General features: G+C 71.7%; 10 protein-coding genes. 3 read left to right on the top strand and 7 right to left on the bottom strand.

Annotated features, from left to right (window positions below; all coding sequences use genetic code 11):
* Positions 1 to 6: 6 nt before the first annotated feature.
* Together AB0M27_RS32245 and pdhA are read right to left on the bottom strand one after the other, a co-directional pair.
* Complete coding sequence (locus AB0M27_RS32245) at positions 7 to 984, bottom strand: alpha-ketoacid dehydrogenase subunit beta (protein ID WP_365726994.1); 978 nt, start codon at positions 982 to 984, stop codon at positions 7 to 9.
* Between the two features lies 1 nt (position 985).
* Complete coding sequence (gene pdhA, locus AB0M27_RS32240; protein WP_365726992.1) at positions 986 to 2,221, bottom strand: pyruvate dehydrogenase (acetyl-transferring) E1 component subunit alpha; 1,236 nt, start codon at positions 2,219 to 2,221, stop codon at positions 986 to 988.
* A gap of 561 nt (positions 2,222 to 2,782) precedes the next feature.
* On the opposite strand from pdhA, the gene AB0M27_RS32235 reads away from it, so the two are divergent.
* Positions 2,783 to 3,799 (top strand): phosphotransferase, encoded by a 1,017-nt coding sequence (locus AB0M27_RS32235; RefSeq protein ID WP_365726990.1) that lies wholly within the window; start codon positions 2,783 to 2,785, stop codon positions 3,797 to 3,799.
* Positions 3,800 to 3,857: 58 nt separating this feature from the next.
* Here AB0M27_RS32235 and AB0M27_RS32230 read toward each other — a convergent pair whose 3' ends face one another.
* Positions 3,858 to 5,507 carry a protein kinase gene (locus tag AB0M27_RS32230; protein ID WP_365726987.1) on the bottom strand — a complete coding sequence of 550 codons (1,650 nt, stop codon included), beginning with the start codon at positions 5,505 to 5,507 and terminating at the stop codon, positions 3,858 to 3,860.
* A 343-nt stretch (positions 5,508 to 5,850) separates the two neighbouring features.
* Here AB0M27_RS32230 and AB0M27_RS32225 point away from each other — a divergent pair, with 343 nt between their 5' ends.
* Positions 5,851 to 7,506 carry a protein kinase gene (locus AB0M27_RS32225; protein WP_365726985.1) on the top strand — a complete coding sequence of 552 codons (1,656 nt, stop codon included), beginning with the start codon at positions 5,851 to 5,853 and terminating at the stop codon, positions 7,504 to 7,506.
* A gap of 140 nt (positions 7,507 to 7,646) precedes the next feature.
* On the opposite strand, the gene AB0M27_RS32220 is transcribed toward AB0M27_RS32225, so the two are convergent.
* Positions 7,647 to 8,192 (bottom strand): bacterial proteasome activator family protein, encoded by a 546-nt coding sequence (locus AB0M27_RS32220; RefSeq protein ID WP_365726983.1) that lies wholly within the window; start codon positions 8,190 to 8,192, stop codon positions 7,647 to 7,649.
* Between the two features lie 173 nt (positions 8,193 to 8,365).
* Here AB0M27_RS32220 and AB0M27_RS32215 point away from each other — a divergent pair, with 173 nt between their 5' ends.
* Complete coding sequence (locus AB0M27_RS32215) at positions 8,366 to 9,157, top strand: hypothetical protein (protein WP_365726981.1); 792 nt, start codon at positions 8,366 to 8,368, stop codon at positions 9,155 to 9,157.
* A gap of 431 nt (positions 9,158 to 9,588) precedes the next feature.
* Here the strand turns inward: AB0M27_RS32215 and AB0M27_RS32210 are convergent, their stop codons facing one another.
* The 3 genes from AB0M27_RS32210 to AB0M27_RS32200 form a co-directional block, all read right to left on the bottom strand.
* Positions 9,589 to 10,569: an NAD(P)H-quinone oxidoreductase gene (locus tag AB0M27_RS32210; RefSeq protein WP_365726978.1), complete on the bottom strand. Its 981-nt coding sequence runs from the start codon at positions 10,567 to 10,569 to the stop codon at positions 9,589 to 9,591.
* Between the two features lie 132 nt (positions 10,570 to 10,701).
* Positions 10,702 to 12,051, bottom strand: coding sequence for a molybdopterin molybdotransferase MoeA (locus tag AB0M27_RS32205; protein ID WP_365726976.1), 1,350 nt, complete (start codon positions 12,049 to 12,051; stop codon positions 10,702 to 10,704).
* Positions 12,048 to 12,959, bottom strand: coding sequence for an NTP transferase domain-containing protein (locus AB0M27_RS32200; protein ID WP_365726974.1), 912 nt, complete (start codon positions 12,957 to 12,959; stop codon positions 12,048 to 12,050). Before AB0M27_RS32200 ends, AB0M27_RS32205 begins: the two co-directional genes overlap by 4 nt.
* Positions 12,960 to 12,964 lie beyond the last annotated feature (5 nt).

The raw sequence follows: 12,964 nt of genomic DNA, 5'->3' as shown, positions 1-12,964 counted from the left end.
TTCTCCTCAGTACGCCAGCGAGCGGTCGACGGCGTCGAGCACGCGGTCCAGGTCCGGCAGGTACTCCTCCTCCAGGCGGGCCGGCGGGTAGGGGGCGTGGTATCCGCCCACCCGCAGGACCGGTGCCTCCAGGTGGTAGAAGCAGCGCTCGGTGATCCGGGCGGCGATCTCCGCGCCGGAGCCGAAGAACACCGGTGCCTCGTGCACCACGACCAGGCGGCGGGTCTTCTCCACCGAGGCCTGGATGGCGTCGAAGTCCAGCGGCGACACCGAGCGCAGGTCCAGGACCTCCAGGGACTTGCCCTCCTCGGCCGCGGCCGCCGCGACCTCCTGGCACAGCTTCACCATCGGGCCGTACGCCGCCAGGGTGAGGTCGGTGCCCTCGCGGACGACCTGGGCCTTGTGCAGCGGGGCGGGGATCGCCTCGAGATCCACCTCGGCCTTGTCCCAGTAACGCCGCTTCGGCTCGAAGTAGATCACCGGGTCGTCGCTCTGGATGGCCTGTTGCATCATCCAGTACGCGTCCGCCGCGTTCGACGGAGACACGATCTTCAGGCCCGCCACGTGCGCGAACAGGGCCTCGGGGGACTCCGAGTGGTGCTCGACCGCGCCGATGCCACCGCCGTAGGGGATGCGGACGACGACCGGCATCTTGACCTTGCCCAGCGAGCGCGCGTGCATCTTCGCGAGCTGGGTGACGATCTGGTCGTAGGCCGGGAAGACGAAGCCGTCGAACTGGATCTCCACCACCGGGCGGTAGCCGCGGAGCGCGAGACCGATCGCGGTGCCGACGATGCCGGACTCCGCCAGCGGGGTGTCGATGACCCGGCTCTCGCCGAAGTCCTTCTGGAGGCCGTCCGTCACCCGGAACACCCCGCCGAGCTTGCCGACGTCCTCACCCATGACCAGGACCTTGGGGTCCTCCTCCAGGGCGCGGCGCAGCGACTCGTTGATGGCCTTCGCCATCGCCATCTTCTCGGCCATCTCAGCGACCCCCTTCAGTTGCGTCCGCGAACGACGCCTGGTAGGCGGCGAACTGCGCGCGCTCCTCGTCGACGAGCGCGTGCCCGTCCGCGTACACGTTCTCGAAGATGGCGAAGTGGTCCGGGTCGGGCATGGCACGGACCGCTTCGCGCACTCGTTTGCCCAACGCTTCGGACTCGGCCTCGAGTTCCGCGAAGAATCCCTCGTCCGCCTGGTTTGAGGCCTCCAGGTACCGGCGAAGGCGCAGGATCGGGTCCTTCGCCTCCCAGGCCAGCCGCTCCTCGTCCCCGCGGTAGCGGGTCGGGTCGTCGGAGGTGGTGTGGGCGCCCATGCGGTAGGTGAACGCCTCGACCAGGGTGGGGCCCTCGCCGCTGCGGGCGCGCTCCAGCGCCCACTTGGTGACCGCGAGACAGGCCAGCACGTCGTTGCCGTCGACACGCACGCCGGGGAAGCCGAAGCCCTGGGCGCGCTGGTAGAGCGGCACGCGGGTCTGCTTCTCGGTGGGCTCGGAGATCGCCCACTGGTTGTTCTGGCAGAAGAAGACCACGGGGGCGTTGTAGACCGCGGAGAAGGTGAACGATTCGGCGACGTCACCCTGGCTGCTCGCGCCGTCGCCGAAGTAGGCGATGACCGCGCTGTCGGCGCCGTCCTTGGCCACGCCCATCGCGTAGCCGGTGGCGTGCAGCGTCTGGGAGCCGATGACGATCGTGTACAGGTGGAAGTTGTTGCTGTTGGGGTCCCAGCCGCCGTTGTTCACGCCGCGGAACATGCCGAGCAGGTTCGTCGGGTCGACGTCGCGGCACCATGCGACGCCGTGCTCGCGGTAGGTCGGGAAGACGTAGTCGTCGTCGCGCAGCGCCCGGCCGGAGCCGATCTGGGCGGCCTCCTGCCCCAGCAGGGACGCCCACAGGCCCAGCTCGCCCTGGCGCTGCAGGGCGGTGGCCTCGGCGTCGAAGCGGCGGGTGAGCACCATGTCGCGGTACAGGCCGCGCAGGTCTTCGGGGGTGATGCCGGCGACGTAGGCGTCGTACTCGGCGTTCTTGACCCGCTTGCCCTCGGGCGTCAGCAGCTGTACGAGCTGCGGTTCGGTGCCCTTCTGGGCGGCGGCGCGGGTGGTGCGCCTGGTGCCGGTGGCTCCGGACTTGGTACCGGTCGTGCCGGTCTTGCTGCCGGTGGTGCCGGCTTTGCCTGTGGCGCTGCGTCGCGGCTTGCGCGTGGCACTGCTGTCCACGGTCACGTGTGCTCCTCCGTCGTTCCGGCCCCCGGGGTTGCCGGTAGGCCAGTGCGGCTCACCTGCTTCGACCACCGGGCACGGGGTGGGTGCCACTCGGCCGGGAACAGGCGTGACAGGTGCCCCGGCGAGCGCCCTGCAACCATCACGTTACCCAGTGCTCCACATTTCTGTGAAACCCCACCTGACCTGCGATTTTGCTTGGATTTCCAAGTAAATCGAGAAGATGTGGAAGCGTGCTGGTCACAGCCTTGCGAAAGGCCGGAGCAACGGCACGTTATCCCGCTGACCCAGGTCACGGGAAGAGTTTGCCGTCACCCCGCGGGCGCCCATGAGATGTGCTCGGCCGGCGGCGCCGAGCGTTTGTATCCCGCCGAGAAGAAGATCAAGAATTACGTCTTGGGCCCGCTTTACAAACCCGGTATGCGGCGCCGCTCGGGGTCTTTGGCAAAGCCCGCCGCGTGACCGAAAGCGATCACCGGCGACCGCCTGTGACAAGCCCCAGCTCACGGCGGTTTTTCGTGCCCTAACATCTGCGGCGTGCCGCGCTCATGTGTACCACCCCTTGTGTCCCACGCGCCCCCTCTGGGCGCGCTGCTGCGCCTGTACGCCGCCGGTACCGCCCTCACCTGTGAGCCGGTCGACCAGGGGCTGCTGAACCGCGGCTACCGGCTGCGCACCACCCGCGGCCGCTATTTCCTCAAGCACCATTTCGATCCCGACACCGCCGACCCGGCCGCCATCGAGCGCCGGCACCGCGCCACCCGGCGCCTGGCCGACCTCGGCGTCCCGGTCGCCGTACCGCTGGCGCACCGCGAGGGCCGTACGGTCGCCGTCGTCGGCGGCCACGCCTACGCCCTGCACCCGTGGATCGATGGCAGGCACCGCCACGGCGGACAGCTCACGCGCGGGGAGAGCGCACGCCTCGGGGCGCTCCTGGGCGCCGTGCACGCCTGTCTGGAGCGCGTGATGCCACCCAAGGGGCGCGCACGACCGGCCACGAACCCCCACCCCGTGGAGAGCGCCGCCCCCTCCGACACCTTCGCGCTCATCGACGACCTGCTCGCCCATGTGCGCCGGCACCGCCCCGCCGACGCCTTCGACGAGCTGGCCCGGCACCGGCTGCTGGAACGCCGGGCGCTCCTGGAGCAGCACGCGGACCGGCGCCCGCCGCGCGGCGGCTCGGTCGGCTGGGTGCACGGCGACTTCCACCCGTTCAACGTGCTCTACAAGGACGACGCCCCGGCGGCCATCGTCGACTGGGACCGGCTCGGCGTGCAGCCCCGCGCCGAGGAGGCCGTACGCGCCGCGGCGATCTTCTTCGTGCGCCCCGCGGGCGCCCTGGATCTGCCGAAGGTACGCGCCTACGCGCGCGCGTACCGGCGCGCGGCCGGCGCCGGGCCCGCCGAGCTGGCGGCGGCCGTGCACCGGGTGTGGTGGGAGCGGCTGAACGACTTCTGGATGCTGCGCTGGCACTACGAACGCGGCGACACGCGCGCGGACTGCCAGTTCCCGGCCGCGTCGGCGCTCGTGGTGTGGTGGACGCGCGCGTACGACGCGGTGCGCGAGGCGTTCACCGAGTGACGGCGCCCCTGGCGGAAACCGCTCAAGGGGAGGCCGTCAGCGGCGAAGCAGGCGTCCATCAACCGGTGGGCAGGCCCGTGCCGCCGTCCGTCGTGGCGCCGGTGTCCGTGCCGCCGTTGGTGGTGCCGGTGTCGGTACCGCCGTTCGTCGTACCCGTGTCCGTGCCGCCGTTCGTCGTACCCGTGTCCGTGCCACCGTTCGTCGTACCCGTGTCCGTGCCACCGTTCGAGGTGTCCGAGGACTGCGACGGGGAGGTCTGCGGGTCCGTGGGCTCGTCGGTCGGGCCCGTGGACTGCGACTGCGACGTCTGCGGGTCCGACGGGGTGTAGCCGGAACCGCCCGAACCCTGGTCCGAGCCGTCGTCGGTGGTGGGATCCGAAGGCTGGTCGGTGATGTCGTCCGACGGGGACGGGGAGTCCGAGTGGTCCTTCGTGGACTTCGAGTGCGTCGCCGTGGGCTTTATGTCGGTGCCCGTGCCGGTGCCGTTGCCCGCGCCCTTGACCGCCAGCGCGACGCCCGCCGCGATCGCGATGACCGCGAGGACGGCGAGGATCCACAGCTTGCCGCGGCCGCTGCCCTTGTTGCCGTGTCCCTCGAAGCCGCCGTCGTCGCCGCCTCCGTAACCCTGCGGCAGGATCGGCTGGGGGATCTGCGCGGTCCCGGAGCCGAAGTCGCCCGGGTGCTGCATCGCGGTCGTCCCCGCGAAACCGCCCGCCGGGGTGTGCCGGCCGTCGTGCGCCGCCACCGGGCCGGTGTTCCAGGTGCCGGTGTGCCCGCCCTGCTCGTACAGCATCTGCAGGCCGTACTGGACCAGGCCGCGCATCTCCTCGGCCGTCTGGAACCGGTCGTCCGGCTCCTTGGCGAGCGAGCGCATGACCAGGCCGTCCAGCTCCGGCGGGCAGCCCTCGGAGGCCTCCGAGGGCGGGGTCGGGATGTCCTGGACGTGCTGGTAGACCACCGACAGCGGGGTCTCGCCGGTGAACGGCGGCCGCAGTGCGAGCAGTTCGTACAGCAGGCAGCCGGTCGCGTACAGGTCGGAACGGTGGTCGACGGCCTTGCCGAGCGCCTGCTCCGGAGAGAGGTACTGCGGCGTGCCCATGACCATGCCGGTCTGTGTCATCGTTGTCGACGCACCGTGCAGGGCGCGCGCGATGCCGAAGTCCATCACCTTGACGGCACCGCTGTTCGTGATGATCACGTTGGCGGGCTTGATGTCGCGGTGCACGATGCCGTGCTGATGCGAGTAGGCGAGGGCGTCCAGCACCCCGGAGACGATGATCAGGGCCTGCTCGGGGCCTGGCGCCTCGGCGTTCAGCAGCAGGTCGCGGATGGTGCGGCCCTCGACCAGCTCCATCACGATGTACGGCACGGACTGGCCGCCGACGAAGTCCTCGCCGGAGTCGTACACGGCGACGATCGCGTGGTGGTTGAGGCCGGCGACGGACTGCGCCTCACGCGTGAAACGGGCCTTGGAGACCGGGTCCTCGGCCAGGTCCGCGCGGAGCAGCTTCACCGCGACGGTACGGCCGAGACGGACGTCCTCGGCCGCGAACACCTCGGCCATGCCGCCCCGGCCCAGCCGGTGCGTCAGCCGGTACCGGCCGTCGCCGACGAGCCCGCCGTTGCCCCATGCCTCCGGCGCGTCCGACATACCGCCGCCACTCGCCTCGGGGTCGGACGGGCCCTGGGCGCGCTGCGTCTGTGCCATCAGTCCTCGCCGTCGTTTCTGCCCGCGGTGCGCGCGGTGTTGTCACGGTCTCCGTCGGCCACGCTACAGCCTCCGCGCGAGCCACCGGTTCGGAACCAGAACCGGGACCGGCCGAAGCCGGACCGGCCATGAAACCTCTAGCACGCGCTGTCGTGCAAATTCTGTGTGCCGGTCGTACGCCCCCTGTAACGCTTGCGCGACGCTTCTTGCTCGTACGGTCACGGAACGGGCACCGCGCTTGACGTGTCAGTGCCCTGGGGCAGACTTGGCCGGGAATGACACATTCGATCAAGGTCCGTGCGATGAGCGAAGGTGCCGGACGGCCAGTGGGGGACACGGAGAGATGAGCCAGGACGGCGCACACGGCCGGTACGCGGGGCAGTCGTTGGCCGGCGGTCGGTACCAGCTGCGGGACCTGCTCGGCGAGGGCGGCATGGCCTCGGTTCACCTCGCGTACGACGCCGTGCTCGACCGCCAGGTCGCGATCAAGACCCTCCACACGGAACTCGGCCGGGAACAGGCTTTCCGCGAGCGCTTTCGCCGCGAGGCCCAGGCCGTGGCGAAGCTCACGCACACGAACATCGTCTCGGTCTTCGACACCGGCGAGGACGATCTCGATGGCCTGACCACTCCCTACATCGTCATGGAGTACGTCGAGGGCCGCCCGCTGGGCTCGGCCCTGGAGGGGGACATCCGGCAGTACGGCGCGATGCCCGCCGACAAGGCGCTGAAGGTCACCGCGGACGTGCTGGCCGCGCTGGAGATCAGCCACGAGATGGGGCTGGTCCACCGCGACATCAAGCCGGGCAACGTGATGGTGACCAAGCGTGGCGTGGTCAAGGTCATGGACTTCGGCATCGCCCGCGCCATGCAGTCCGGTGTGACGTCGATGACGCAGACCGGCATGGTCGTCGGCACCCCGCAGTACCTCTCGCCCGAGCAGGCCCTCGGCCGTGGCGTGGACGCCCGTTCCGACCTGTACTCGGTCGGCATCATGCTGTTCCAGCTGGTCACCGGGCGGCTGCCGTTCGACGCGGACTCCCCGCTGGCGATCGCGTACGCGCATGTGCAGGAGGAGCCGGTCGCGGCCTCCTCGATCAACCGTTCGCTGCCGCCCGCGGTGGACGCACTGGTCGCCCGCGCGCTGAAGAAGAACCCGAACGAGCGCTTCCCGACCGCCGAGGCCATGCGCAACGAGTGCCTGCGCGTCGCCGCGTCCCTGCACGCCGCCGCGCCGAGCATCGTGCCGGGCGCCGGGCCCACGCAGAGCGGTGCGGGGGTCGGCTCCGCGGTGTTCCCGCCGGTCGACCGGACCGCCCAGGCGGCCCCCGGCCCGGTCCAGACGCCGTACCAGCCGGGTCCGTACGGCACCCCGCAGACCCCGCCGCAGACGCCCGCCCCGGCCTACGGCTATCCGCGGCAAGGACAGCCGGTCGGCTACCAGACGCCGCCTCCGATGGGGTACGGCCCGCAGGCCGCGACGACCCCGCCGCCGTACGCGGTCTCGGCGCAGACGGCCGCGCAACCGTCCGCTCCTGGCTCCGGCGGGGGCAAGAGCAACAAGTCGGTGATCATCGGCTCGGTCGTGGTGTCGCTCATCGCGGTCGTCGCCCTGATCGTCGCGTTGACCATGAACAGCGACGGCGGTGACGACAAGGGCGGGAGCGGCGGCGCTAGCGCCTCGGCGTCCGCCTCCCACCAGGCGGGCTACCGCGGGCCCGACCGGACCCGGGTGATCGACAAGACCAAGTGCACGGATCCGACGGAGGCCTGGAACGACGAGAGCAAGGTGCAGCTGCCCGACTTCCGGTACAAGGACATCAACTCGGTGAAGGCGTGCTTCCAGGCCGCGAAATGGCAGTACAAGGTCAAGTCCGAGGCCGACAACACCTGGGGCGACGGCACCGTGCTGGACCAGTTCCCGGCCGCGGGCACGGACATCGACCCGAAGAACCCGGGCACGATCGAGCTGAGCGTCTCGACGGGCAATCCCAGCTGAAAAGGCTTCTCGCACAGAGGTCGGGCCCGGCACTTTCCGTGCCGGGCCCGGTCGTTTCAGGTACGGACCCGGTCGTTTCAGGTACGGCCTGGGGATCGCTACAGGTATGGCGTGGGTCGTTACAGGTATGACCGAGGTCGTTACAGGTACGGCCCGCCCGAGCGGCCCGCGGTGCGGTGGTCGTCGCCACCCTCGTGGCCGGTCACGCCCGGTGGGAGCGCGCGGCGCATCTGCTCCAGCTGGGCCCGCGCGGCCATCTGCTGGGCGAACAGCGTCGTCTGGATCCCGTGGAAGAGGCCTTCCAGCCAGCCCACCAACTGCGCCTGGGCGATGCGCAGTTCCGCGTCGCTCGGGGTGGCGTCGTCGGTGAAGGGCAGGGAGAGCCGCTCGAGTTCCTCGACCAGCTCCGGCGCGAGGCCGTCCTCCAGCTCCTTCACCGAGCTGGTGTGAATCTCCTTCAGCCGCACCCGACTCGCCTCGTCCAGAGGAGCTGCCCGCACCTCCTCCAGGAGCTGCTTGATCATGCTGCCGATCCGCATGACCTTGGCCGGCTGTTCCACCTGCTCCGTCACCGGGGTCTCACGGGACTCGTCGTCCCCGTTGCCACCGCCGAGCGCCATCCCGTCCTGGCCCACGACGAGGATCTGGGGGTTCTCCGGCAACCGTTCGTTCCTCGGCATCTCCATGCCGCCATTCTCTCGCACCCGTACACCTCATCACCGTGGTGCCCCCTCATGGGGCTGATCCACCGTTTAGACCCGACGGCCCAATCTGAAATGCCCTGTTCGCCTAGGAATGTGAGGGTTATTGCTGTCGGTCATCCATCGATCACATATCCGGGCTCCGGGAGGTCACCGACGTGACTCCATGGCTGCGCATCACACGCCGCTGTATACGGCTGCTGCTCGTCCTCGCGGTGGCCCTGCCCGCGTACGACGTCGTCACCGATCACACCACTACGGCGCACACCGGCGATCCCGGCCCGAGGGGCTCCACCGCCCCCGGCCCGAGCAGCACCGACCCCGGCCCCCTGGACCGGCCGACCCCTGACGACGCGAATCACCTCGCATCCTGGGACACGGGCCGCCCGGCCCACCCCGGCCGCCCGGAACACCCGGCGAACAGCGGTCGCAAACCCATGGGCAGTGCCGCTCCGGAGCCGCAGGACACCACCGGCCCCGATCACGGTCAGAGCCGCAGTCACGGTAACGCGCACGGTTACAGCTCCCCGGCAACCGGGCCCTCGCCCAGCTCCCCCATGCCCTCGGATTCCGCCTCCGCCTCGTATCACCCGACGGCCGTCGAGCCGACCCGTGCGGGCAGTCGGGCCGGCGAGGGGCGGATGCGTCCGGGCCGACCGGACGGCCCCGCGGCCGAGGTGGAGGGTGACGACGACGACCCCGTGCCCACCCCGGCTCCCGGCACCGGCGAGGCGAAGGAACCGGAGACCGCGGACCTCCCGACCACGACGCCGACGGCCTCGACCGTCCCCGACGAGGCCGGCCTCAACCACCCGCCGCCCCAGAACACCCCCCAGGACGGGAACGCCTCCGAGCCGGTCCTGCAGATCCTCCCCCTGGGCAGCGGCCTGGTCCTCATAGGCATAGGCATGGCCCTGGCATTCCTGGGCCTAAGACTCCGCAAAGACTGACCGACCCCCCGCAGCCAGCCGCACCAGCGGCCCGCTCTCTCCCCTCCCCGCCTGGCTACGAGCAGACGCGCCGCCGGACCCCCACCGATCCAGCAGCGGCCGACGTACCCACGTAGCCGCAGGCAAAAGTCCCGCCGGACCTCCAACCCAGCCGCGGCACTCGCACCCCGCAAAGCTGCACGCAGACGTCCCGCCGGACCCCACCCACCCAGCAGCGGCTTCTCGCATCCCGCGTAGCTGCGGGCAGTCGTGCCGCTGGGGCGGCACGGGTGGGCGCAGCGGCACCCGGCCAGCGCCGGCAAGCGCCCCACCGCACCCCGGCCCGCACCAGCACCCGGCGCTCATGCGGCACCGGCACCCGGCACCAACCTCAAGCCCGGCGCTCGGCACCCGCACCGCTCCAGCTCGCCGGCGTCAAGACCTCCCCGGCGTCACGACGTGACCAGCAGCACCTTCCCCACATGCCCGCTGGCCTCCACCACCCGATGCCCCTCGGCCGCATCCGCCATCGGTACCTCCCGATCCACCACCGGCCGCACATGCCCCCCGGCCAGCAACGGCCACACATGCTCGCGCACAGCCGCCACGATCGCCGCCTTCTCGCTCAGCGGCCGCGCCCGCAACGAGGTCGCACTGATCGCGGCCCGCTTGTTCAGCAGCGCGCCGATGTTCAGCTCCCCCTTCGCCCCGCCCTGCAGGCCGATGATCGCGAGCCGCCCGCTGACGGCGAGCGCACGGACGTTGCGGTCCAGGTACTTCGCGCCCATGTTGTCGAGGATGACGTCGGCCCCCGCACCCCCGGTGGCCTGCTCGATCTCGGCGACGAAGTCCTGCTCGCGGTAGTTGATCAGGATGTCCGCGCCCAGCTCGGCACACCGCTCCAGCTTCTCCTTCGTGCCGGCCGTCACCGCGACCTTGGCCCCGACGGCCTTGGCGAGCTGGATCGCCATGGTGCCGATGCCGCTGGACCCGCCGTGCACGAGCAGCGTCTCACCGGGCCGCAGATGGGCGATCATGAACACGTTGGACCAGACCGTGCAGACGACCTCGGGCAGCGCGGCCGCCTGCTTGAGGTCGACCCCCTCGGGCACGGGCAGCAGCTGCCCGGCCGGTACCACGACCTTCTCGGCGTACCCGCCGCCCGAGAGCAGCGCGCACACCTCGTCGCCGACGGCCCAGCCGGACACTCCGGGTCCGAGCGCGGCGATCCTGCCGGAGCACTCCAGGCCCGGGTAAAGGGAGGTACCGGGCGGCGGGTTGTAGAAGCCCTGCCGCTGCAGGACGTCGGCACGGTTGACGGCGCTGGCCACCACCTCGACCAGCACCTCGCCCTCGCCGGGCGCCGGATCGGGGGCCTCCGCCCACACCAGCGCCTCGGGACCACCAGGTTCGGGAATCGTGATCGCATGCATGCCCGTGACGCTACTCCCCGCGCATGGCGACTTCGGGGCAGACCCGCTCGCTCGGGGAAGTCCGTAACACCGCGTCAGTCCAGGGCCGTAAGCCTGGTGGCCGAATTCGCGTTTCACGTGAAACACACCGTTTCACGTAAAACAGACCTCGATTCCGGCGGTCGCCCACGGCAGGTCGAGGAGTTCCGTCTCCTCACCCTGCCGGGCTCCGCCGGGCGGTACGACGGCCAGCACATCGGCGGCGGCGATGCCGCGGAGCATGGCCGGACCGTTGTAGTGCAGCGGTGCGGCACGGTCGCCGCGCAGCACCACGGGGATCAGCCGGGTGTCGTACGGATGCCCCTGCACCGCCTCGCTCAGCGGCAGCGTGTACGGCTCGGGGGCCGGGTGCGCGGCCAGGGTGCGCAGCAACGGCTCGGCGAGCGTGAGCAGGCCGGAGACGGCCGCGAGGGGGTTGCCGGGCAGGCCGACGAGGTGCTGGTCGTCCTTGGTGCGGGCCAGCAGCATGGGATGGCCGGGGCGCACCTTGACGCCGTCGACGAGGAGTTCGGCGCCGATCCGTTCCAGGATGGGATGCACGTGGTCGACTGGTCCGCCCGCGGTGCCGCCCGTGGTGACGACTAGGTCCGCCGCGGAGCCGGTGACTGCCCGGCGCAGGGCTTCGGCGTCGTCCCCGATCCGGCGCACCCCGAGGACCTCGGCGCCGAGCGCGCGCAGCCAGGACGGCAGCATGGGGCCGAGCGCGTCCCGGATCAGTCCGTCGCGCGGCCGCCCCTCGGTCAGCAGCTCGTCGCCCAGCACGAGGACTTCGACACGGGGCCTCGGTACGGCGGCGACGGTGTCGTATCCGGCCGCCGCGGCGAGCCCCAGGACCGCGGGAGTGACCCGGGTGCCGACGGGCAGCAGCTGATCCCCGCTGCGGCACTCCTGGCCGCGCGGTCGGATGTCCTGGCCGTGCACGATCTCCCGCGTGGCGTGGAGCCGCCCCTGCGCGTCGGTACGGCCGTGCTCGCTGCGCAGGACGGCGGTGGTGTCGGCCGGGATGCGGGCGCCGGTGGCGATACGGACCGCCTCGCCGTCGGTGAGCGGCTCGGGCTGCGCATCCCCGGCGAGCACGCCCTCGTCCCGTACATCCCAGGGTCCGGGCCCGGCGACCGCCCAGCCGTCCATCGCGGAGGTGTCGAAGGAGGGCAGGTCGGTGAGCGCGTCGAGCGGGGCGGCAAGCACCAGGCCGAGGGCGTCGCCGAGCGGCACGGAGACGGGGGTGCGGCGGACCCGGGCGCGGGCGGCGCGGGCGGCGATCTCGCGGGCCTGGGCCCACGGGGTGGCCCGGTGCCGCTCGCCGTGCGCTTCAGCTGCCGGGGCGGGGAGCTGGCCCGCGCGGTCGTCCCTGGCTTCCCTCACGAGGGCCAGGGCCTCCTCGACGTCCAGGTCGTCGCTGTCCTCGGCGGGCGCTCCGGCCCGGGTTCCGGGGGCGGTCATCCGGCGTCCGGGGCGCTCGGGCCCCCGCTGTTCTCTTTCCCGCCCCCGCTGCTCTCTTCCTCCCAGCGCAGCGCGAGTGCGGCTGCCTTGCGGGCGGCCTCGGCGACCGCTTCGGGGCCGCCCTTGCCCTGGGCCGCGGCGTAGCCGACGAGGAAGGTGGTCAGCGGGGCGGCCGGCCGGGCCACACCGTGCGCGGCGTCACGGGCGAGGTCGAGCAGGACGCCGGTGTCGACGTCCAGGTCGATGCCCAGCTCGTCCTTGACTGCGGAGATCCATTCATTCAACACGTGCCCATGCTCCCTGATGCGTGCCCTGGCATTGACGAGGTCGTCCCAGGTGTCGCAGTCGAAGGACGCGAGCGGGTCCGGGACACGGGTGAGGCTGAGGGCGCCGGTCAGCCGGCGCAGGGGCAGTCCGGTCAGGCCGTCGGGTCCGGCCGCGAGGGCGGTGAGCTCGTGGCGGAGCACGGCGGTGCGGTAGGCGGCCACGAGCGGCTGGTCGCGGCCGTCGGCGTCGGTGAGTAGTGCGCCGTCGGCACCGGTGTCGCAGACGGCGCTCAACAGGCGCTGCAGCGTGTCCGGCCGGAGGAAGGGCAGATCGGCGGAGAGGACGACCGCAAGCTCGGCGGTGGTGTGCCGCAGGCCGGCTTCCAGCGCGGCGACCGGTCCGGCGCCGGGTGGCTCCTCGCGCGCCCAGCGCACCGGCCGCGGGGTGGGCCGCCGGTCGGCCACCACGACGGTCGTCCCGGCGCCTGCGCAGGCCGTGAGCACCCGGTCGAGCAGCGCCCGGCCCCCGACCCGCAGACCGGGCTTGTCGGCCCCGCCGAGCCGCCGGGCGGCGCCACCGGCCAGCACGACGGCGTCGTACGGCAAGGGCGTCCCAGGAGCGGCGGGGGCGTTGTCGGTCACACCCC

This window comes from Streptomyces sp. NPDC052107, assembly GCF_040680215.1.
GTDB lineage: Bacteria > Actinomycetota > Actinomycetes > Streptomycetales > Streptomycetaceae > Streptomyces.
This window is presented reverse-complemented; position numbering and strand designations above follow the sequence as displayed.

What these genes read in the sequence shown, in the direction of transcription:
- AB0M27_RS32245 (WP_365726994.1), bottom strand. Translation starts at nt 984, where the DNA reads ATGGCCGAGAAGATGGCGATGGCGAAGGCCATCAACGAGTCGCTGCGC.
- AB0M27_RS32230 (WP_365726987.1), bottom strand. Translation starts at nt 5,507, where the DNA reads ATGGCACAGACGCAGCGCGCCCAGGGCCCGTCCGACCCCGAGGCGAGT.
- AB0M27_RS32225 (WP_365726985.1), top strand. Translation starts at nt 5,851, where the DNA reads ATGAGCCAGGACGGCGCACACGGCCGGTACGCGGGGCAGTCGTTGGCC.
- AB0M27_RS32220 (WP_365726983.1), bottom strand. Translation starts at nt 8,192, where the DNA reads ATGGAGATGCCGAGGAACGAACGGTTGCCGGAGAACCCCCAGATCCTC.
- AB0M27_RS32210 (WP_365726978.1), bottom strand. Translation starts at nt 10,569, where the DNA reads ATGCATGCGATCACGATTCCCGAACCTGGTGGTCCCGAGGCGCTGGTG.
- AB0M27_RS32205 (WP_365726976.1), bottom strand. Translation starts at nt 12,051, where the DNA reads ATGACCGCCCCCGGAACCCGGGCCGGAGCGCCCGCCGAGGACAGCGAC.